The 20849-nt window shown below is 66.2% G+C and carries 19 protein-coding genes; 12 read left to right on the forward strand and 7 right to left on the reverse strand.

Features of this window, described 5'->3' with window-relative positions:
- Position 1: 1 nt before the first annotated feature.
- On the reverse strand, positions 2 to 508 hold the full coding sequence (gene def, locus OUY36_RS00110; protein ID WP_045632452.1) for a peptide deformylase: 507 nt from the start codon (positions 506 to 508) through the stop codon (positions 2 to 4).
- Positions 509 to 656: 148 nt separating this feature from the next.
- On the opposite strand from def, the gene OUY36_RS00115 reads away from it, so the two are divergent.
- From OUY36_RS00115 to OUY36_RS00125, 3 genes are all read left to right on the forward strand, one after another.
- Entirely contained in the window at positions 657 to 1682 is a 1026-nt protein-coding gene (locus OUY36_RS00115) for a LysM peptidoglycan-binding domain-containing protein (RefSeq protein ID WP_110778611.1), read from the forward strand.
- 85 nt (positions 1683 to 1767) lie between these two features.
- Positions 1768 to 2871 (forward strand): DNA-processing protein DprA, encoded by a 1104-nt coding sequence (gene dprA, locus OUY36_RS00120; RefSeq protein WP_267936107.1) that lies wholly within the window; start codon positions 1768 to 1770, stop codon positions 2869 to 2871.
- A gap of 140 nt (positions 2872 to 3011) precedes the next feature.
- On the forward strand, positions 3012 to 3569 hold the full coding sequence (locus OUY36_RS00125; RefSeq protein WP_267931628.1) for an L-threonylcarbamoyladenylate synthase: 558 nt from the start codon (positions 3012 to 3014) through the stop codon (positions 3567 to 3569).
- 53 nt (positions 3570 to 3622) lie between these two features.
- Here the strand turns inward: OUY36_RS00125 and OUY36_RS00130 are convergent, their stop codons facing one another.
- Entirely contained in the window at positions 3623 to 4600 is a 978-nt protein-coding gene (locus tag OUY36_RS00130; RefSeq protein ID WP_267936109.1) for an NADPH:quinone reductase, read from the reverse strand.
- Positions 4601 to 4753: 153 nt separating this feature from the next.
- On the opposite strand from OUY36_RS00130, the gene hemF reads away from it, so the two are divergent.
- Complete coding sequence (gene hemF / locus OUY36_RS00135) at positions 4754 to 5671, forward strand: oxygen-dependent coproporphyrinogen oxidase (protein WP_253751316.1); 918 nt, start codon at positions 4754 to 4756, stop codon at positions 5669 to 5671.
- Between the two features lie 41 nt (positions 5672 to 5712).
- Positions 5713 to 6525, forward strand: a complete 813-nt coding sequence (gene aroE, locus OUY36_RS00140; protein WP_267936111.1) for a shikimate dehydrogenase — start codon at positions 5713 to 5715, stop codon at positions 6523 to 6525.
- Between the two features lie 78 nt (positions 6526 to 6603).
- On the opposite strand, the gene OUY36_RS00145 is transcribed toward aroE, so the two are convergent.
- A complete protein-coding gene (locus OUY36_RS00145; RefSeq protein ID WP_063540282.1) occupies positions 6604 to 7215 on the reverse strand; it encodes an NAD(P)-dependent oxidoreductase in 612 nt (203 codons plus the stop codon).
- A 13-nt stretch (positions 7216 to 7228) separates the two neighbouring features.
- Positions 7229 to 7534 carry a DUF883 family protein gene (locus tag OUY36_RS00150; RefSeq protein ID WP_102839134.1) on the reverse strand — a complete coding sequence of 102 codons (306 nt, stop codon included), beginning with the start codon at positions 7532 to 7534 and terminating at the stop codon, positions 7229 to 7231.
- Between the two features lie 261 nt (positions 7535 to 7795).
- Between OUY36_RS00150 and pbpG the strand changes: the two genes are divergently transcribed.
- The 6 genes from pbpG to OUY36_RS00180 all read left to right on the forward strand — a co-directional run bounded on the left by pbpG (position 7796) and on the right by OUY36_RS00180 (position 15828).
- Entirely contained in the window at positions 7796 to 8734 is a 939-nt protein-coding gene (pbpG, locus tag OUY36_RS00155; RefSeq protein WP_110778605.1) for a D-alanyl-D-alanine endopeptidase, read from the forward strand.
- 154 nt (positions 8735 to 8888) lie between these two features.
- Positions 8889 to 9281 (forward strand): DUF2946 domain-containing protein, encoded by a 393-nt coding sequence (locus OUY36_RS00160; protein ID WP_156245667.1) that lies wholly within the window; start codon positions 8889 to 8891, stop codon positions 9279 to 9281.
- Between the two features lie 120 nt (positions 9282 to 9401).
- Complete coding sequence (locus tag OUY36_RS00165; protein ID WP_267936115.1) at positions 9402 to 11450, forward strand: TonB-dependent receptor; 2049 nt, start codon at positions 9402 to 9404, stop codon at positions 11448 to 11450.
- Between the two features lie 5 nt (positions 11451 to 11455).
- Positions 11456 to 13000 carry a PepSY domain-containing protein gene (locus tag OUY36_RS00170; protein ID WP_267936117.1) on the forward strand — a complete coding sequence of 515 codons (1545 nt, stop codon included), beginning with the start codon at positions 11456 to 11458 and terminating at the stop codon, positions 12998 to 13000.
- 57 nt (positions 13001 to 13057) lie between these two features.
- Positions 13058 to 15127 carry a maltose alpha-D-glucosyltransferase gene (gene treS / locus OUY36_RS00175; RefSeq protein WP_267936119.1) on the forward strand — a complete coding sequence of 690 codons (2070 nt, stop codon included), beginning with the start codon at positions 13058 to 13060 and terminating at the stop codon, positions 15125 to 15127.
- An 83-nt stretch (positions 15128 to 15210) separates the two neighbouring features.
- Entirely contained in the window at positions 15211 to 15828 is a 618-nt protein-coding gene (locus OUY36_RS00180; protein WP_267936121.1) for an eCIS core domain-containing protein, read from the forward strand.
- A gap of 64 nt (positions 15829 to 15892) precedes the next feature.
- Here OUY36_RS00180 and OUY36_RS00185 read toward each other — a convergent pair whose 3' ends face one another.
- Genes OUY36_RS00185 through OUY36_RS00195 form a run of 3 tightly spaced genes read right to left on the reverse strand, consistent with a single transcriptional unit; the run spans position 15893 to position 18389 of the window.
- The gene (locus OUY36_RS00185; protein ID WP_267936123.1) at positions 15893 to 16666 is read right to left on the reverse strand and encodes a MetQ/NlpA family ABC transporter substrate-binding protein; all 774 of its coding nucleotides are present in this window, start codon (positions 16664 to 16666) and stop codon (positions 15893 to 15895) included.
- 50 nt (positions 16667 to 16716) lie between these two features.
- The gene (locus OUY36_RS00190; protein ID WP_267936125.1) at positions 16717 to 17382 is read right to left on the reverse strand and encodes a methionine ABC transporter permease; all 666 of its coding nucleotides are present in this window, start codon (positions 17380 to 17382) and stop codon (positions 16717 to 16719) included.
- Positions 17382 to 18389, reverse strand: coding sequence for a methionine ABC transporter ATP-binding protein (locus OUY36_RS00195; protein ID WP_267936126.1), 1008 nt, complete (start codon positions 18387 to 18389; stop codon positions 17382 to 17384). Before OUY36_RS00195 ends, OUY36_RS00190 begins: the two co-directional genes overlap by 1 nt.
- A gap of 266 nt (positions 18390 to 18655) precedes the next feature.
- Here OUY36_RS00195 and katE point away from each other — a divergent pair, with 266 nt between their 5' ends.
- Positions 18656 to 20791, forward strand: coding sequence for a catalase HPII (katE, locus tag OUY36_RS00200; RefSeq protein WP_267936128.1), 2136 nt, complete (start codon positions 18656 to 18658; stop codon positions 20789 to 20791).
- Positions 20792 to 20849: the final 58 nt, after the last annotated feature.

Genomic DNA, 20849 nt, shown 5'->3' on the forward strand with positions numbered 1-20849 from the left:
ATCAAGCCTGCTGGCGGTGGATCTTTTCCAGCTTCTTCTTGATCCGGTCGCGCTTGAGGCTGGACAGGTAGTCGACGAACAGTTTGCCGTTGAGGTGATCACATTCGTGCTGGATGCACACCGCAAGCAGGCCTTCGGCGACCAGCTCGTAGGGCTTGCCGTCGCGATCCAGTGCCTTGATGCGCACCTTCTGCGGACGATCGACGTTCTCGTAGAAGCCCGGGACCGACAGACAGCCTTCCTGATACTGGTCCATCTCGTCGGTCAGCGATTCGAATTCGGGATTGATGAAAACCCGCGGCTCGGACCGGTCTTCGGACAGGTCCATCACCACCACGCGCTTGTGCACATTGACCTGCGTCGCGGCCAGGCCGATGCCCGGAGCCTCGTACATGGTCTCGAACATGTCATCGATCAGCTGACGGATCTCGTCATCGACCACATCCACCGGTTTGGCGATGGTGCGCAGCCGCGGATCGGGAAATTCAAGGATGTTCAGAATGGCCATATGCGTTTGTGATGCACTTATGGAATAAAGTCAAAAGCCGCTGCTAAGATGCCGAGCAGCATGGAAAACGGCTTAATGCCGCGATCCACAAGGGTTCCGCGGCGCTAGGGCGCTTTACGTGAAGGCACATAATAAAGGGATTCACCACATGAGGAAATCACTACTCGCCCTGCTCCTGGTGGCCGTCGGCGGGCTCGCGCAGGCCGCGGTGCAGCTCAAGGACAATCATCCGGAGCGCTATACCGTGGTGAAGGGCGACACGCTCTGGGACATCTCCGGCCGCTTCCTGCGCGAGCCGTGGAAATGGCCGGAGCTGTGGCATGCCAACCCGCAGATCGCCAACCCTCATCTGATCTATCCCGGCGACACCCTGAGCCTGGTCTACGTTGACGGCCAGCCGCGACTGGTTCTGGACCGCGGCGCCTCGCGCGGCACCATCAAACTGTCGCCCACCGTGCGCACCACGCCAATGGCCGAAGCCATCCCGACCATCCCACTGGAGGCGATCAACAGCTTCCTGCTGAGCAACCGCATCATCGACACGGCCGAGCAGTTCCAAGGCGCGCCGTACATCGTCGCCGGCAATGCCGAGCGGGTGATCAGCGGTGCCGGTGATCGCATCTACGGCCGCGGCGCATTCGAGGCGAACATGCCGGCCTACGGCATCTTCCGCCAGGGCAAGACCTACCTCGATCCGGAAACCGGCGAGTTCCTCGGCATCAACGCCGACGATGTCGGCTCCGTCGAGATCCTCGAGATCGAAGGCGACATCGCCACCATGCAGCTGACCCGTACCACCCAGGAAGCGCGCATCGGTGATCGCCTGTTCCCCGGCGAGGAGCGTGCGGTCAACTCCACCTTCATGCCGAGCGCCCCGTCCACCCAGATCGAAGGTGTGATTCTCGATGTACCGCGTGGCGTCACCCAGATCGGCCAGTTCGACGTGGTCACGCTGAACAAGGGTGCTCGCGACGGTCTGCAGGACGGCAACGTGCTGGCGGTGTACAAGACCGGCGAAACCGTGCGCGATCGCGTGACCGGCGAAAACGTGAAGATTCCGGACGAGCGTTCCGGTCTGCTGATGGTGTTCCGCACCTACGACAAACTCAGCTACGGCCTGATATTGCAGGCTACCCGCTCGCTGGCGGTGAGCGACAAGGTTCGTAACCCCTGAACAAGAGAGCCCCGCGAAAGCGGGGCTTTTTCATGCTGTGCCAACACCGCACGGATGCGGTGCAACGAGACAAGGAGTGTTCACCATGCCTGCCATATCCCCTGCCGAGCTGGAAGCTCGGCTGCGTCTGCATCTGCTGCCCGAGCTGGGACCGCGTCGTTTGCGCAAGTTGCTGAGCGCCTTTCCCGATGCCGCTTCGGCACTCAGCGCACCGGCCAGCGCCTGGCGCTCGCTGGGCCTGCCGGCCAGCTGCGCCGAACCGCGCTGCAGCAGTGAGATTCGCGAGCGCGCCAGTGCCGCCCTCGCCTGGCTGGAGCAGCCGGACCGGCATCTGCTCTGTTGGGACGATCCCAACTACCCTGCCCTGCTGGCTGAATTGCCGGATGCGCCACCCCTGCTGTTCATCGCTGGCGATGCGGCATTGCTCGATCGGCCACAGCTGGCGATGGTGGGTAGTCGTCGCGCCTCGCGCCACGGTCTGGACAATGCCCGGGCGTTCTCACGCAGTCTGGCTGCTGGTGGCTTCGTCATCACCAGCGGTCTGGCGCTGGGCATCGACGGCGCCGCGCACCAGGGCGCGCTGGAAGCGGGCGGCAAGACCGTCGCGGTGCTCGGTACCGGCCTCGAGCGGCTGTATCCGCAGCGTCACGTCGGCCTTGCCCAGCAGGTCCTCGACGGAGGTGGTGCGCTGGTGTCCGAGTTACCGCTGGACTGCCCACCGCAGGCAAGCAACTTTCCGCGGCGCAATCGCATCATCAGCGGCCTTTCGCTGGGTGTACTGGTGGTCGAGGCGAGTCCGTCCAGTGGTTCGCTGATCACCGCGCGACTCGCCGCCGAGCAGGGCCGCGAGGTCTATGCGATTCCCGGTTCGATCCATCATCCCGGCGCCCGTGGCTGCCATCAGCTGATCCGCCAGGGTGCCGCGCTGGTGGAGTCGGTCGACGATGTGCTCGAAGCCCTGCGTGGCTGGCAGCGCGTCGAGTTGCCTGCCGCCGCAGACCCAGCGCCGACCCCGGACAACCCGCTGCTACGCGAGCTGCTGGCCGCGCCGCGTAGCAGCGAAGCACTGGCCATGGCGCTCGATCAGCCGCTGGGCCAGTTGCTGGCGCAGCTGACCGAGCTCGAGGTGGAAGGCCGGGTCGCTTGCGACAACGGCCTCTGGTCGGTGCTTGTGCCCTACCCTTCGTAGCGATGGGTGCGGCCTGATCCATTTGCTGGTTCAGGTGCGGCCTGCCAGTTGCAGCTTGTTGCGAAACAGTTCAGGCGCCCCCTGCTCGGTACAAGGCGCCTTGGGTACACTGCCGGCTTTTCATCCAGGCAGAGGTCGGCATGATTGGCGATTGGCGTGTGCAGCAGGTGGCGCGGGTGGTGCGGGCCGGCGGAGTGATCGCCTACCCGACCGAAGCGGTCTGGGGCGTGGGTTGTGATCCCTGGGACGAAGACGCCGTGCTGCGCTTGCTGGCGCTCAAGGAGCGGCCGGTGGAGAAAGGCCTGATCCTGATCGCCGATACCGTCGAGCAGTTCGATTTCTTGCTGGACGATCTACCCGAGCGTTGGCTCGATCGCCTGGCCGGAACCTGGCCGGGGCCGAATACCTGGTTGGTACCGCATCGTGGCCGCTTGCCCGAGTGGATCACCGGGCGGCATGACAGCGTCGCCCTTCGCGTTACCGATCATTCGCTGGTCAAGCGCCTCTGCGCGCTGACCGGGCCGCTGGTGTCGACCTCGGCCAACCCGGCCGGTCGGCCCGCGGCGCGTTCGCGGCTGCGGGTGGAGCAATATTTCCCGCGTCAGCTCGATGCCGTGTTCACCGGCCCGCTGGGTGGACGGCGCAACCCCAGCGTCATTCGCGACCTGCGCACGGGCGAGGTGATTCGTCCGGCCTGAGCCGTCGCTGAAACCCGCTGTGCGGCTGCCCTATAAGGGCAGCCGGCACGGCGTCAGGGCAGCAGAATGGTCGAGCCGGTGGTTTCCCCCGCCGCCAGTTTGCGCTGGGCTTCGGCCGCTTCGCTGAGCGGATAGCGCTGGCCGATCTCGACCTGGATCTTGCCGCCGCCGATCATCTCGAACAGTTCATCGGCCATGGCCTGCAGGCGTTCCGGGGTGTCGGCGTAGCCGGCCAGGATCGGCCGGGTGACGAACAGCGAGCCCTTCTGCGCCAGCACACCCAGGTTCACCCCGGTGACGGCCCCGGAGGCGTTGCCGAAGCTGACCAGCAGGCCGCGGGGGGCGACGCAATCGAGGGAAACTTCCCAGCTGCTCTTGCCCACCGAGTCGTAGACCACCGGGCACTTCCTGCCTTCGGTCAGCTCCAGTACGCGCTGCACCACGTCCTCGCGGCTGCGGTCGATGGTGGCCCAGGCGCCGAGGGCCTTGGCCCGCTCGGCCTTCTCCGCGGAACCCACTACGCCGATCAGCCGGGCCCCGAGGGCACGCGCCCACTGGCAAGCGATGGAGCCGACCCCGCCAGCGGCGGCATGGAACAGCACGGTCTCGCCAGCCTGCAGCGGGTGAATCTGGCGCAGCAGATACTGGCAGGTCAGGCCCTTGAGCATGACCGCGGCCGCCTGCTCGTAGCTGATTGCGTCCGGCAGTTTGACCAGGTGCCGAGCCGGCAGTGTGTGGTACTCGCCATAGGCACCCAGCGGGCCGGTGGCATAGGCGACCCGGTCGCCGGGCTGCAGGTGCTGCACGCCCTCGCCCACCGCGTCGACCACGCCGGCACCCTCGGTGCCCAGGCCGGACGGCAGGCTCGGCGGCTGGTAGAGGCCGCTGCGGAAATAGGTGTCGATGAAGTTCAGGCCGATGGCGTGATTGCGCACCCGTACCTCGCCCGCAGCCGGCGCGCCGAGAGGCACATCGACCTGTTCCAGGACTTCGGGACCGCCGTGCTGGCTGAATTGGATGCGCTGGGACATGTCTGGCTCCTGGACGTTGAAAGAGCGCCTATCCAACCCGCCGGGGCTGCGTTCGTCAATCGGGCTGATGCTATGCTTGCCGGCCGACCCCCGTTTCAAGCACCGCTCAGCCATGCGCCGCTGGCTGCGTGCGGTCATTCGCAAGGTGATTTCGTGAACGACAGGACCGAAGCCGTCAAAGCCTATCTGCTCGATCTGCAGGACCGAATCTGTGCCGCACTGGAGGCCGAAGACGGTGGTGCGTGCTTCGTCGAGGATGCCTGGACGCGGCCTGGCGGCGGTGGCGGCCGGACGCGGGTGATCGAGAATGGCGCGCTGATCGAGAAAGGCGGAGTGAACTTCTCCCATGTGCATGGCGACAGCCTGCCGCCTTCGGCCAGTGCCCATCGCCCGGAGTTGGCCGGGCGCAGCTTCGAGGCGCTCGGCGTGTCGCTGGTGATCCATCCGCACAACCCCTACGTGCCGACCTCCCATGCCAACGTGCGCTTCTTCATCGCCGAGAAGGAAGGCGAGGAGCCTGTCTGGTGGTTCGGCGGCGGCTTCGACCTGACGCCCTACTACGGCGCCGAGGAAGACTGCGTGCACTGGCACCGGGTCGCGCGGGACGCCTGCGCCCCCTTCGGGGCGGATGTCTATCCGCGCTACAAGGAATGGTGCGATCGCTATTTCCACATCAAGCACCGCCATGAGCCGCGCGGCGTCGGCGGGTTGTTCTTCGACGACCTGAACCAGTGGGATTTCGACACCAGCTTCGCCTTCATGCGCGCGGTCGGTGATGCCTATCTCGACGCCTACCTGCCCATCGTCCAGCGGCGCAAGGCCACGCCGTTCGGCGAGCGCGAGCGACAGTTCCAGCTGCTGCGCCGCGGCCGCTACGTCGAATACAACCTGGTCTACGACCGCGGCACGCTGTTCGGCCTGCAGTCCGGCGGGCGCACCGAATCCATCCTGATGTCGTTGCCGCCGCAGGTGGCCTGGGGCTATGACAAGCACCCCGAGCCGGGTTCGCCGGAAGCGCGGCTGACCGAGTATTTCCTCAAGGACCGCGACTGGCTGGCCGAGCAGCCCTGACCTTCGACTGCTACCTGCACCCCACACAGCAAGGATCACCCATGGATCGCTACGGCGTCTTCGGCAACCCCATCGGCCACAGCAAGTCACCGCAGATTCACACGCTGTTCGCCGCACAGACCGGCCAGGCGCTGAGCTATGAGCCGCTGCTGGCGCCGCTGGATGACTTCCCGGCATATGCTCGGGCCTTCTTTCGCGACGGTTTGGGCGCCAACGTGACCGTACCGTTCAAGGAGCAGGCCTATCGCATGGCCGATGAGCTGACCGAGCGCGCCCGCCGCGCCGGTGCGGTGAACACCCTGAAGAAGCTGGAGGATGGGCGCCTGCTCGGAGACAACACCGATGGCGCCGGGCTGGTCGCCGACCTGCTCAATGCCGGCCTGGCCCTGAGCGGGCAGCGCATCCTGCTGCTCGGCGCCGGTGGCGCGGTGCGCGGCGTACTGGCACCGCTGCTGGCGCATCGGCCGGCTGAATTGATCATTGCCAATCGCACAACGAGCAAGGCCGAGCAGCTGGTGCAGGAGTTCGCCGAACTCGGGCCGTTGTCCGCCCGCGGCTTCACCGAGCTTGCCGAACCGGTCGATTTGATCATCAACGGCACGTCGGCCAGCCTTAGCGGCGAGCTGCCACCGCTGGCCGACAGCCTGATCAATACCGGCCGGACCTTCTGTTACGACATGATGTACAGCGCCGAGCCGACGCCGTTCTGCCGCTGGGCCGCGGCGCTGGGCGCGACCACCCGCGACGGGTTGGGCATGCTGGTGGAGCAGGCGGCGGAAGCCTTCGAGCTCTGGCGTGGCGTGCGCCCGAATACCGCGCCGGTACTGGCCGAGCTACGGCGGCAGTTGGGCTGAAGGACTTTTGGCGCGCTCACGTCTCGCTGACCGTTGCGCTGCTCCATCCTGGACCATGAGCAACTGACAGAACGGCCGCTAGCTGCGGAAATGGATGCGCTGGTGCAGGTGCTGCGGACGTTCCAGCTCGTCGACGATGCCGGCGGCGATGCGCTGCAAGTCGCGGTAGGGATTGGCCTCGCCCTTGCCAGCGGCCTCGGCTAGTGCCTCGACGGTCAGCTGGTTGCCGGCCGGTGGCGCATCCACCAGTGTCCAGTCGAGGGGGTGGGCGGCGAGTCGCTGCAGCGCGGCCTCGACTTCCGGTTGTCGCTCGATGGCCGGGAAGTCGGCGATCAGCAGCAGCCGCTCGACGCCGACCCGCTGCAGCCCGAGCAGTAATGCCTCCACCGCCTGGTAGAAATCGCGCCGCGGCGACTCGCCGGTGATGGCATCGGTGCTGGGCAGGCGCGGCGTGTGGTACAGGCAGATCACCGCATCCATCCCTGCCACGCTTTCGCTGACGCTCAGTGGATCGAACAGGTCGCCCGGCTTGGTCCGCAGACCCGGCCGGGCGGATAAGGAGTTGAGATCGTCCAATAGCGCCACGGCCTCGTGCTGGCGGCTGAGCAGCTCGACCAGCAGCGCGCTGCCGAGATCGTCATGCGCACCGTAGACGGCGAACTTGAGCCGTGGCGTTTCGGCGTTGAGCATGGCGCGTGGCCGGTCAGCGGCGGCTGACTAGGTAGCCGATCAGGGCGAAGGCGCCGGCGGCCAGGGCCAGAGTGCCCAGCGGATGCTCCTTGGCACAGTCGCGCGCGGCGCGGCTGGCTTCACGGGTGCGCCGGGACAGGTCGGCATAGTGCTCGTCCCAGTGCTGGTCGTGCCACAGCGACTCGGCGCGCGAGCGCAAGGTGTTGAGGCGATGACGGGAGTCGCGGCTGGCATCGTGCTTGAGCTCGTCGAGCGCACGCATCAGGCTGTCGATCTCGCGTTGGACTTCTTCGCGGGTGGTGGGCTTGTGGCTGAACATGGCGGGACCTCCCCTCGGTAAGTGTGAGGGTTTGACCTCGAAAATCCGCAGAGGTGCGGCCCGGGGCCTTGGCCCGGCAGCCCGAATGGCGCGGCAAGGTGTCTCGGTTCGGCCGTTACGCTGGTGCTGCTTCCGACGAACCGTTCATCGGCTGCAGGCGAGTCGCCAGGCGATTCCCTATACTGCGTCACATTGTCCACAGGGGTCATCTACTGCGGCGCATTCCGCGTCCCGTGCCCCTTCATCGCGGGGAAACCAATCGTGAAATTTCGTCGTACGTTGGCCAGCCTGTTGTTCACCTGCCTGGCCACGTTGCCGCTCGCCCATGTCCAGGCCGCCAAGCCGGCCATGCAGGAACTCGCCTCCGGCAGCGCCCTGCTGGTCGATCTGAAGACCAACGAAGTGCTCTATTCCAGCAATCCGGACATGGTCGTGCCGATCGCCTCGGTGACCAAGCTGATGACCGCCATGGTCGTGCTCGATGCCAAGCTGCCGCTGGACCAGGCATTGCCGGTGACCATCCGTGAGGCCAAGGAAATGCAGGGCGTGTTCTCTCGCGTGCGCATCGGCAGCGAGATCAGCCGCCGCGAAATGCTGCTGCTGACCCTGATGTCTTCCGAGAACCGCGCCGCCGCCAGCCTCGCCCACCATTACCCGGGCGGCTACTCGGCCTTCATCCAGGCGATGAATGCCAAGGCGCGGGCGCTGGGCATGAGCCGCACTCACTATGTCGAGCCCACCGGCCTTTCCGAGCGCAACGTCTCCAGTGCCAACGACCTGGTCAAGCTGATCCGCGCCAGCCGCCAGTACCCGCTGATCCAGCAGTTCAGCACCACCGGCGAGAAGACCGTGGCTTTCCGTAAGCCCAATTACACCCTGGGCTTTCGCAACACCAACGCCCTGGTACGCAAGAACAACTGGGACATCCAGCTGAGCAAGACCGGCTTCACCAATGCTGCCGGCCACTGCCTGGTGATGAGCACGACCATGAAGCAGCGCCCGGTGGCCTTCGTGGTGCTCGACGCGTTCGGCAAGTACACCCACATGGCCGACGCCAACCGGCTGAAGAAGTGGCTGGAAACCGGCACCGTGACGCCGGTACCTGCCGCGGCGCTGGCCTACAAGCAGCAGAAGCAGGCGCAGCGCCAGCTGGCCGGCCAGCCCGCCGATGCGGCGCAGGCGCTGCTCGACGCCCGCTGAGGTCCGCCGGTCGCTGCGTGGCAATGGCGTCGCGCAGCGAACCTGACCGACAGACCTGACGATCAGCAAGCATTCTTGAGTTTGCTCAACTCTTTTTGCTGAGAGTCGTTCCTATCATGAACGCCATTCGTACCTGCGCCTGATCAGATCGCCGATGACACGCCGCCTCCCCGCCTGGCTCGCCAGCCTCGCCCTGCTGATCCATCTGCTGAGCATGCCGCTGTCGGGCCTGTTGCCGGCGGATGCCAAGCGGCTGCTCGGCTGGAGTGGGCATTGCCCGCTGATGCAGGTGCAGGCGCAGCAGCACTCGCACGCGCTGCACGACTCCGCGGGTCATGGCGAGCATGAGCCGAGCAGCCATGGCGGGATGCCGCCGTGCTGCTGCTGCGCCGGTTCGCTGGGCCTGGCAGCGTTGCCCGGCGCAGCGCCGCTGTTGCCGCAGGACATTCGGGGCGGGTCTGTCCTCATTGTCGAAGCCCGCGCCCATCGACCCTCGCCACGGCAGCAGTGGCCGGCCCTCAATCCTCGCGCCTCCCCCCTCGCCTGACGCCACTGGCGTCACCCTTCGTTGCTTCGCCTGAACTGCCTGCACCGACCACGCTGGTGCTGGCGTCTGCCTGCGGCCATTCGCCGTACGGCCCTGTCTGTTGCACAAGGAACATGCGAGATGTTCGACCACCCTGCGCGCCCTTCGCGGCGCCCTGCGCTGCCATGTCTTGTTATCGCGGCCCTGGCCGCTGGCTATCTCCCGGCGAGCCTTGCCGAGACCGCTGCCTCCGCGCTGTCGCTGGGCAGCAGCACCGTCACCGCCACCCAGTCGGGTGGCGGTTTGCCGACCAGTAGCGTGATCAGTTCGGTCGACCTGCTTGGGGGCGACATCCTCGAACAGCAGCCGGTGCTCTATAGCTGGGAGCTGTTCCGCCGTGCGCCGGGGGTGATGCTCACCGAGTTCGGCCAGGGCACCAGCTCCGGCAAGCTGTCCTTTCGTGGCTTCAACGGCGAGGGCGAGGTCAACGCGGTCAAGCTGCTGATCGACGGCATCCCGAGCAACAGCAACGACGGCAACATGCCCTACCTGGACATGCTGTTTCCGCTGGAGATCGACGGCATCGAGGTGGTGCGTGGCACCAACGACCCGCGCTACGGCCTGTACAACATCGCCGGTAACGTCGCCGTGCAGTCGCGCATCGGTGGCGACTATGGCAAGGCGCGGCTGCGCTACGGCAGCTACGACACCCAGGAGCTGCAGCTGGCCAAGGGCATCGAAAGCGGCAACTGGACGCAGAATTACTTCATCGGCCAGCAGAAGAGCGATGGCTACCGCGACCATGCCGGCAGCGAGCGCAGCAGCCTGTCCGGCAAATGGTTCTACACGCCGGATGCCGGCAACTGGCGCCTGGGCCTGATCGCCCGGCACTACGAGGCCGAGGCCGACGAGCCGGGTTACCTCTCCCGTGAGGATGCGCGGCACTCGCCACGCCAGTCCTACGCGCTGTCGTCCAGTGACATGGGCGAGCGGCGCATGAACCAGCTCAGCCTGCATCTGGACAGCCAGCTGGCCGCCGATCTGTCGTGGGCCACCAAGGTCTGGCTCAACACCCTGAACGACGACCGCTGGGTGCGCTTTTCCTTGGCCGCACCGCAACAGCGGCGCTTCACCGAAGAGAAGCACTACGGCGCACGCACTTCGCTGACCTACCGCCCGGACGTGTCCTGGCTATACGACCTGGCCCTCGAAGGCGGGCTCGACACCGAGCAGCAGCGCAACCGCAGCGAGCGCTACACCACCGTCGAGCGCCAGGTCGTAACCCAGACCCGCGACCAGCGCTTCGACTACGACAGCTACGGCGCCTACCTGCAGGCGGTGATCCAGCCGGTCGAGTCGCTGAAGATCATCCCGGCGTTTCGCGTCGATCGCATCGAGGGCGACTTCACCGACGAGCTCAGTGGCAACGATTACGCCATCAACGACTACGGCAGCATCGAGCAGCCGAAGATCAGCCTGATCTACACCCCCGTCGAGCAGCTGAGCCTGTATGGCAACTGGGGGCGGACCTTCCAGATCGGCACCGGCGCAGCCGCCTACAAGGTGCCGCCACGCACCGCGGACTTGTCGCCGTCGATCAATGATGGCTGGGAGACCGGTATCAAGTTCAGCCCGGCGCACTGGGTCGATGGGCGCATCGCCTACTGGGAGCAGGTGGCCACGGACGAGGTGCGGCGCCGGCTCAACGACCCCAGCGGTGAATCGGAAAACCTCGGGCAGACCCGTCGCTGGGGCTACGACGCCCAGCTCAACCTCTACCCCGTTGCGGACCTCAGCCTGTGGCTGGCGCACTCCTGGCAGTTCTCCGAGATCGAGAAAGCCGACCCGAGCCTGCCGACCAGCCAGGGCCAGGAGATCGACCACGTGCCGCAGCGGCTGTACTCGGCCGGCAGCACCTACCAGGCGACGCCGGAGCTGCAGCTCAGCGCCTGGCTCAACGGCCAGACCGACTACTACCTCGAACGCGAGAACACCCAGGGCAAATACGGCGGCTACGTGCTGTTCAACCTGGGCGCCAGCTACCAGCTGACCGAGCAGCTGGCCGTCGACCTGCAGCTGAAGAACCTCACCGACCGCTACCACGAATACGTCTGGTACGACGGCGCCGAGACCCTGCATGCGCCGGGCGATGGCCGCGCGCTGTATGCCGCCGTGACCCTGGACTTCTGAGCCGCATGAAGCGCTATCTGTACCTCGCACACCGCTGGCTCGGCATCGCCCTGGGGCTGTTCGTCCTGGCCTGGATCGTCAGCGGCGTGGTGATGCTCTTCGTCGGCTATCCCAAGCTGACGCCAGAGGAGCACCTTTCACGCCTGCAGCCGCTAAGCGCCGATTGCTGCATCGCGCCGGGTGCGGCGCTTGCCGCCAGTGGCGATCCGCACACCCCGCTCAGCCTGCGCCTGACCGGTGCCGGTGGCTCGCCGCGCTACCTGCTGGACTACGGCGACGGGCCGCTGCTGGCGGTAGACGCACGCAGCGGCAAGCGCATCCAGCACATCGGCGCTGCCGAGGCTCTGGCCAGCGCGCGGCAGTTCGCCGGTGCCGAGGTGCGCTTGCTCGACCGGGTCGAAGAGGATGCCTGGACGCGCAATCATGCGCTGGCCCGCGAGCGACCGATGTATCGCTTGCAGGCTGACGATGGCGAAGGGCGTCTGCTCTACGTGTCCAGCCACACCGGGCTGGTGGTGCGCGATGCCAGCGCCCACGAGCGGACCTGGAACCTGCTGGGCGCCTGGCTGCACTGGCTCTATCCGTTGCGCGAGGTGATGCCGAAGGCCGCCTGGTCGCCGCTGCTGGTCTATGGCGCCCTGCTCGGCGCGGTGCTGGTGCTGGTGGGCATGCTGATCGGCCTGCTGCGCTGGCGCTTCACCGGGCGCTACCGCAACGGATCGCACTCACCCTACCCGGCCGGCGCCAGCCGCGTGCACCACGTCGGCGGTCTGCTGATCGGCGTGGCGCTGCTGGTCTGGCTGGTCAGCGGCATGCTATCGATGGAGCCCTGGGGGCTGTTCGAGAAACGTTCGACCATCGACGCCGCCGCGCTCAGAAGCGCGCCGCTGAACGCTGAGGTGGTTAAGACGGACCTTGTCTCTACGCTGGCCCGGTTGCGCGAGGCCGGTATCGCGCCGGTGGAACTGCAGTGGCAGGTGTTCGGCGATCAGCCCTATCTGCTCGCTATCGATGCCAGGGGCGAAACGCGCATCCTGCGCGCCAGCGGTTCCGCCCCGGCACAGCTTCGCCTGGAACGCGCCGTGCTGGAGCGCGAGGTCCGTCAGACCTGGCCTGAACAGCCGCTGCGCCTTGAATGGCTGGAGCAGGAAGACTTCCACTACTACGCCCGTAGCGAACCAAGCCTCTACAGCCATCTACCGCGACGGCTGCCGATGCTGCGGGTGCGTTTCGACGATCCGGCGTCGACCTGGCTGCATCTCGATCCCTACAGCGGCACCGTCATCGAACAGTTGGATCAGCGCCGGCGTGCCGTTCGCTGGGTGTTCAAGCTGCTGCACAGCTGGGACTGGCTGCCCTTGCTGCAACGGCCGCTGCTGCGCGACGGCCTGCTGCTGGCGTTCAGCGCCGGCATGCTGGTGATCGCCGTCAGCGGCGTGCTGCTGGGCTGGCGGCGCCTGCGTGCTCGGCCACGGCGTGTTGGGTCACGGGTCGCGCGGGATGCCCGGCCGTCCCGAACAACCCCGGCAGATGATCCTATGCAACGATGACGGTACAGCTGACTCAAACGACTACATTTCCCTTAGCAGAGTGGGAACCGACGTCGAATGAGCACCCCAGACGATAGCTATATCCAGTGGCTGGTGGACCAGTCCATGCTGCATGCGGCCCGCGAGCGGTCGCGCCATTACGCCGGCCAGGCGCGGCTCTGGCAGCGGCCCTACGCCCAGGCCCGCCCGCGCGATGCCAGCGCCATCGCCTCGGTGTGGTTCACCGCCTACCCGGCGGCCATCATCACCCCGGAAGGCGGCACGGTACTCGAGGCCCTCGGTGACGATCGCTTATGGAGCGCGCTGTCCGAACTCGGCGTGCAGGGCATCCACAACGGGCCGATGAAGCGTTCCGGCGGCCTGCGCGGACGCGAGTTCACCCCGACCATCGACGGCAATTTCGACCGCATCAGCTTCGAAATCGACCCGAGCCTGGGGACCGAGGAGCAGATGCTGCAGCTCAGCCGGGTGGCCGCGGCGCACAACGCCATCGTCATCGACGACATCGTGCCGGCGCACACCGGTAAGGGCGCCGACTTCCGCTTGGCGGAAATGGCCTATGGCGACTACCCCGGGCTGTACCACATGGTGGAGATCCGCGAGGAGGACTGGGAGCTGCTGCCCGAAGTGCCGGCCGGACGTGATTCGGTCAACCTGCTGCCGCCAGTGGTCGACCGGCTCAAGGAAAAGCACTACATCGTCGGCCAGCTGCAGCGGGTGATCTTCTTCGAACCGGGCATCAAGGACACCGACTGGAGCGTCACCGGCGAGGTCACCGGGATCGACGGCAAGGTGCGCCGCTGGGTCTATCTGCACTATTTCAAGGAGGGCCAGCCGTCGCTGAACTGGCTCGATCCGACCTTCGCCGCGCAGCAGCTGATCATCGGCGATGCGCTGCACGCGATCGACGTCGCCGGCGCGCGGGTGCTGCGCCTGGACGCCAACGGTTTCCTCGGCGTGGAACGGCGCGCCGAGGGCACTGCCTGGTCGGAGGGCCATCCGCTGTCCGTCACCGGCAACCAGCTGCTCGCCGGGGCGATCCGCAAGGCCGGCGGCTTCAGCTTCCAGGAGCTGAACCTGACCATCGACGACATCGCCGCCATGTCCCACGGCGGGGCCGATCTGTCCTACGACTTCATCACCCGCCCGGCCTATCACCATGCGTTGCTCACCGGCGATACCGAATTCCTGCGCATGATGCTGCGCGAGGTGCACGCCTTCGGCATCGACCCGGCGTCGCTGATCCATGCGCTGCAGAACCATGACGAACTGACGCTGGAGCTGGTGCACTTCTGGACGCTGCACGCCTACGACCATTACCACTACAAGGGCCAGACCCTGCCCGGCGGCCACCTGCGCGAACATATCCGCGAGGAAATGTACGAGCGGCTGACCGGCGAGCACGCGCCATACAACCTCAAGTTCGTCACCAACGGGGTGTCCTGCACCACCGCCAGCGTGATCGCCGCGGCGCTGAACATTCGCGATCTGGATGCCATCGGCCCGGCCGAGGTCGAGCAGATTCAGCGTCTGCACATCCTGCTGGTGATGTTCAATGCCATGCAGCCCGGCGTGTTCGCCCTCTCCGGCTGGGATCTGGTCGGCGCCCTGCCGCTGGCGCCCGAGCAGGTCGAGCACCTGATGGGCGACGGCGATACCCGCTGGATCAATCGGGGCGGCTATGACCTCGCCGATCTGGCGCCTGAGGCGTCGGTCTCCGCCGAAGGCCTGCCCAAGGCTCGCTCGCTGTACGGCAGCCTGGCCGAGCAGCTGCAGCGCCCGGGGTCCTTCGCCTGCCAGCTCAAGCGCATCCTCAGCGTGCGCCAGGCCTACGATATCGCCGCCAGCAAGCAGATCCTGATTCCCGATGTGCAGGCGCCAGGACTCCTGGTGATGGTTCACGAGCTGCCTGCCGGCAGGGGCGTACAGCTCACCGCGCTGAACTTCGGCGCCGAGCCGATCAGCGAGACCATCTGCCTGCCCGGCGTGGCGCCCGGCGCGGTGGTGGACATCATCCATGAGAGCGTGGAGGGTGACCTCAGCGACGATTGCGAGTTGCAGATCAACCTCGATCCGTACGAGGGCCTCGCCCTGCGTGTGGTGAGCGCCGCGCCGCCGGTGATCTGAGCGCCCTCTTCGCGCGCCCCGGGCGCACGGCTATAGTGCGCAGCGCCTGGGGTGCGCATCGCCCTCGCCGTCGAGACCATCCCGTGTCGTTCACTTCGCTTTTGCGCCTTGCGCTGCTGCCGCTGGCGCTGCTTGCCCTGCCCGTATGGGCACAAACCGCTTGCCCGCCCGGGCAGCAGCCGATCTGCCTGAGCGGCAGCTGCCTCTGCGTGCCGGCCGCCGCCAGCGATCCACAAGCCGTCTACGACCGCGTGCAGCGTATGGCCACCCTGGCCCTGCAGAACTGGATCCAGCAGTCGCGCGACCGCCTGGTGGCCGGCGGTGTCGAGCCGATACCGCTGCACATCCGCTCGCAGCTCGAGCCGTATTTCGATCTTGCCGTGCTGGAGAGTGCGCATTTTCGCGTCGGCGACGAGGTGGTGCTGAATGCCGGCAACACCCTGCTGCGTAACCCGGACGTCAATGCCGTGACCCTGATCGACGTCATCGTCTTCCGCCACGAGGAGGATGCCCGGGACAACGCCGCGCTCTGGGCCCATGAGCTCAAGCACGTCGAGCAATATCTAGACTGGGGCGTCGCCGAATTCGCCCGGCGCTATACCCAGGACTTCCGTGCCGTGGAGCGCCCGGCCTATGCGCTGGAGCGTGAGGTGGAAGAGGCCTTGCGCGAGGCGGGAGCGCGGCGCTCACCCCGGCAATAACATCCGTCCGGAAAACGAAAAACCCCGCCGAGGCGGGGTTTCTGACGCGGGTTGTGCGGTCAGCTCAGAACGCAGGGACCACGGCTCCCTTGTACTTTTCCTCGATGAACTGGCGCACTTGCTCGCTATGCAGCGCGGCGGCCAGCTTCTGCATGGCATCGCTGTCCTTGTTGTCCGGACGGGCGACCAGGATGTTCACGTACGGCGAATCGCTGCCTTCGATGACCAGGGCGTCCTGGGTCGGATTCAGCTTGGCTTCCAGCGCGTAGTTGGTGTTGATCAGCGCCAGGTCGACCTGGGTCAGCACGCGCGGCAGGGTCGCGGCTTCCAGTTCGCGGATCTTGATGTTCTTCGGGTTCTCGGCGATGTCCTTCGGCGTGGCGGTGATGCCGGCGCCGTCCTTCAGCGTGATCACGCCGGCCTTGGCCAGCAGCAGCAGGGCGCGACCGCCGTTGGTGGCGTCGTTGGGGATGACCACGGTGGCGCCGTTGGCCAGCTCGTCCAGCGACTTGACCTTGCTCGAATAGGCGCCGAAGGGCTCGATGTGCACACCAGCGACGCTGACCAGACTGGTGCCCTTGCCCTTGTTGAACTCATCCAGATACGGCTGGTGCTGGAAGAAGTTGGCGTCCAGACGCTTCTCGGCGACCTGGATGTTTGGCTGCACGTAGTCGGTGAAGACCTTCACGTTCAGTTCGACGCCCTGCTCGGCCAGCTGCGGCTTGACGAATTCCAGCAGCTCGGCGTGCGGCACGGCGGTGGCGGCGACGGTCAGGGTTTCGGCGGCCTGGGCGGAAAATGCGGCGACGGTGGCCAGGGCGGCAATCAGTTTCTTCATCGTTCGGTTCCTTGGATGGAGCGGCGTGCGTGGGTTCGCTCGCCCTGGGTTCATTTACGCGAAAAGTGGGTGACCAGCCTGTCGCCGACGCTTTGCAGCACCTGCACCAGCACCAGCAGCAGGACCACGGTGACCACCATCACGTCGGTCTGGAAACGCTGGTAGCCGAAGCGGATGGCCAGGTCGCCAAGGCCGCCGGCACCCACCACACCGGCCATCGCGGTGTAGGACACCAGGGTGATGGCCGTGACGGTAATGGCGGCGATGATGCCCGGACGCGCTTCCGGCAGCAATGCGCTGAAGATGATCTGCCGCGTCGTCGCGCCCATGGCCTGGGTCGCCTCGATGATGCCGCGGTCCACTTCGCGCAGTGCGGTTTCCACCAGGCGCGCGAAGAACGGCGCGGCACCTACCACCAGCGGCGGGATGGCTCCGGCCACGCCCAGCGAGGTGCCGGTGATCAGCACAGTGAAGGGAATCATCACGATCAGCAGGATGATGAACGGCAGCGAGCGCAGCACGTTGACCACGAACGACAGCGCGGCATACAGCGGGCCGTTCTCGAACAGCTGGCGCGGACCGCTGAGAAACAGCAGCACGCCCAGCGGCAGGCCGAGCAGAATGGTGAACAGCAGCGAGCCGCCGAGCATCAGCAGCGTGTCCAGCGTTGCCAGCCAGATTTCGTACCAATCTACGTTGGTGAACAGAGCACCCATCAGCGCAATACCTCCACGTGCACGTCGGCGGCCTGCAGGCGGCTCATCGCCGCACTCATGTCACCGCCGATCAGCGCCAGGGTGAGCTGGCCGTAGGGGGTGTCCTTGATGCGGTCGATGCGCCCGGACAGGATGCTGTAGTCGACCCCGGTTTCACGGGCGACGGTGCCTAGCAGCGGCTTGTAGGTGGCGTCGCCCTGGAAGGTCAGGCGCAGGATGCGGCCCGGCACATGGGCGAAATCGTCGTGCAACTCGCCTTCGTCCATCGCCTCGTCTTCCAGCACGAAGCGCTGGGTGGTCGGATGCTTCGGGTGCAGGAACACCTCAGTGACCGGCCCCTGTTCGACGATGGCACCGGCATCCATCACCGCCACGCGGTCGCAGACGCGGCGGATCACGTCCATCTCGTGGGTGATCAGCACAATGGTCAGCTTCAGCTCGCGGTTGATCTCGGCCAGCAGTTGCAGCACCGAGGCAGTGGTCTGCGGGTCGAGGGCACTGGTGGCCTCGTCGCAGAGCAGGATGCTCGGCTCGGTGGCCAGCGCGCGGGCGATGCCGACGCGCTGCTTCTGGCCGCCGGAGAGCTGTGCCGGGTATTTGCGTGCATGGTCCTTGAGGCCGACGCGGTCGAGCAGGCTGGCGACACGCGCGTCGATCTCGCTGCGCGAGCGGATGCCGGCCAGGCGCAGCGGCATGGCCACGTTGTCGGCCACGGTCTTGGACATCAGCAGATTGAAATGCTGGAAGATCATCCCGACGCGCTGGCGGAAACGCCGCAGGCCATCGGCATCCAGTGCGGTGACGTCCTCGCCGTTGACCAGGATGCGTCCGCCGGAGGGCTCCTCGAGGCGGTTGATCAGGCGCAGCAGCGTGCTCTTGCCGGCGCCGGAGTGGCCGATCAGACCGAACACCTCACCGGGGGCGATTTCCAGCTGCGTCGGCTGCAGGGCGGGGATTTCTCTGCCGCCGGTCCGATAGGTTTTGTGGACTTGATGGAATTCGATCACGGGCGAACCTTGTGGGTGCGACGTCTGCTGCCGGGATAATCGGCGAAAGCCCGGCATTCTACCCGTTTGCCGGCGACGTCGCTCGCCTGCGGGGGTGTGATTGAGCAAATCCATGGCGCTCATAGGCAAAGCAAATCGACGCAGGCGGCAACCTTGCGCCGATCTATGGGGTCACTAACCCGGTACGCCGTGAATCGATCACGTATCAGGTCCAGATCATGGCCCGATCGTTCGCGGTTCAGCTCACCCGCTAACCGAGGCCCATCATGACGCACAAGACCCCCAAACAGAGCGAGCTCGCTGGCACCGATACCGTCGACCGCGGCAATCACAATGCCAAGCTCGATCAGCTGGAAGCGTTTCGCAGCGACGCCACCGGCGAGGCGCTGCGCACCAACCAGGGCGTGAAGATCGCCGACAACCAGAACACACTCAAGGCCGGCGGCCGTGGGCCCTCGCTGCTCGAAGACTTCATCATGCGCGAGAAGCTCACCCACTTCGACCACGAGCGCATTCCCGAGCGCATCGTGCACGCGCGCGGTGCCGCGGCGCACGGCGTGTTCCAGAGCTACGCCGACCACAGCTGGCTGACCAAGGCCTCGTTTCTCGCTGCCGAAGGCAAGGAGACGCCGGTATTCGTGCGCTTCTCCACCGTGCAGGGCTCGCGCGGCTCGGCGGACACCGTGCGCGACGTGCGCGGCTTCGCCACCAAGTTCTACACCGACGAGGGCAATTTCGACCTGGTCGGCAACAACATGCCGGTGTTCTTCATTCAGGACGCGATCAAGTTTCCGGACTTCGTCCATGCGGTCAAACCCGAGCCGCACAACGAGATCCCGCAGGCGCAATCGGCCCACGACAGCTTCTGGGATTTCGTCTCGCTGACGCCTGAGTCCGCACACATGGTGCTCTGGACCATGTCCGACCGCGCCCTGCCGCGCAGCTATCGGGCGATGGAAGGCTTCGGCGTGCACACCTTCCGCCTGATCAATGCCGAGGGCGTCAGCCGCTTCGTCAAGTTCCACTGGAAGCCGGTGGCCGGCGCCTTCTCGCTGGTCTGGGACGAGACGCTGAAGATCGCCGGCAAGGACCCGGACTTCAACCGCCGCGACATGTGGGAGTCCATCGAGATGGGCGACTACTTCGAGTGGGAGCTGGGCGTGCAGGTGGTCGAGGAGGCCGACGAGCACAAGTTCGACTTCGACCTGCTCGACCCGACCAAGATCATCCCCGAGGAGCTGGTGCCGGTGCAGAAGCTCGGCAAGATGACCCTCAACCGTAATCCGGACAACTTCTTCGCCGAGACCGAGCAGGCCGCCTTCCACATCGGCCACATCGTGCCGGGCATCGACTTCACCAACGACCCGCTGCTGCAGGGCCGGCTGTTCTCCTACACCGACACCCAGCTGCTGCGTCTCGGTGGGCCGAACTTCCACGAGATCCCGATCAACCGCCCGCTGTGCCCGTTCCACAACAACCAGCGCGATGCCTTCCATCGCCAGACGATCAACAAGGGCCGCGCCAACTACGAGCCCAACTCGATCGACAGCGGCTGGCCCAAGGAAACCCCGCCGGCGGCCCAGGGCGGCGGCTTCGAGAGCTATCCCGAGCGGGTCGAGGGGCACAAGATCCGCAACCGCAGCGAATCCTTCGGCGACCATTTCTCCCAGGCCACGCTGTTCTGGAACAGCATGAGCGAGCCGGAGAAGGAGCACATCATCGGCGCCTACACTTTCGAGCTGGGCAAGGTGGAGCGGGTGTTCATCCGCGAGCGGCAGGTCAATGAAATCCTCGCCAACATCGACCTGGAGCTGGCCCGCCGCGTGGCCGAGAACCTCGGCCTGCCGGTGCCGAGCGCGCCGACCGTGACGCCGAAGACGCCAACCCCGCAGAGTTCGCCGGCGCTGAGCCTGATGAATCACGTACCGGGCAATATCAAGTCGCGCAAGGTGGCGATCCTGGTGGCCAACGGCGTCGATGGTGCGGCGATCGATGGGTTCAAGGCCAAGCTGGCCGAGCAGGGCGCGCTGGCCAAGGTCATCGGCCCGTCGCCGGCGCCGGTGAAGACGGCGGACGGCCAGATGCTGCCGGTCGATGCCGCGATGGATGGCATGCCCTCGGTAATGTTCGACGCGGTGTTCGTCCCAGGTGGTGCCGATGCGGCGGCGGCCATGGCCAAGTCCGGCGAGGCCAAGCATTACCTGCTGGAGACCTACAAGCATCTGAAACCCATCGTGGTGCTCGGTGCGGCACGGCCGTTACTGGCGTCGCTGAACCTCACTCCGGATGCCGGGTTGCTGGAAGGCGATGATGTGGATGGGGTGTTCGGCAACTTCGCCCAGGCGCTCGGCCAGCATCGGGTCTGGGCCCGCGAGGCCGTAGCGGCAACGATCCCGGCGTAACGGGTCAGCGTTGGGTGGATGGCCGAAGCCATCCACGCGGTGCCGTACGTCGCCTGGC

The organism is Stutzerimonas sp. R40042, assembly GCF_026642215.1.
Lineage (GTDB): Bacteria > Pseudomonadota > Gammaproteobacteria > Pseudomonadales > Pseudomonadaceae > Stutzerimonas > Stutzerimonas frequens.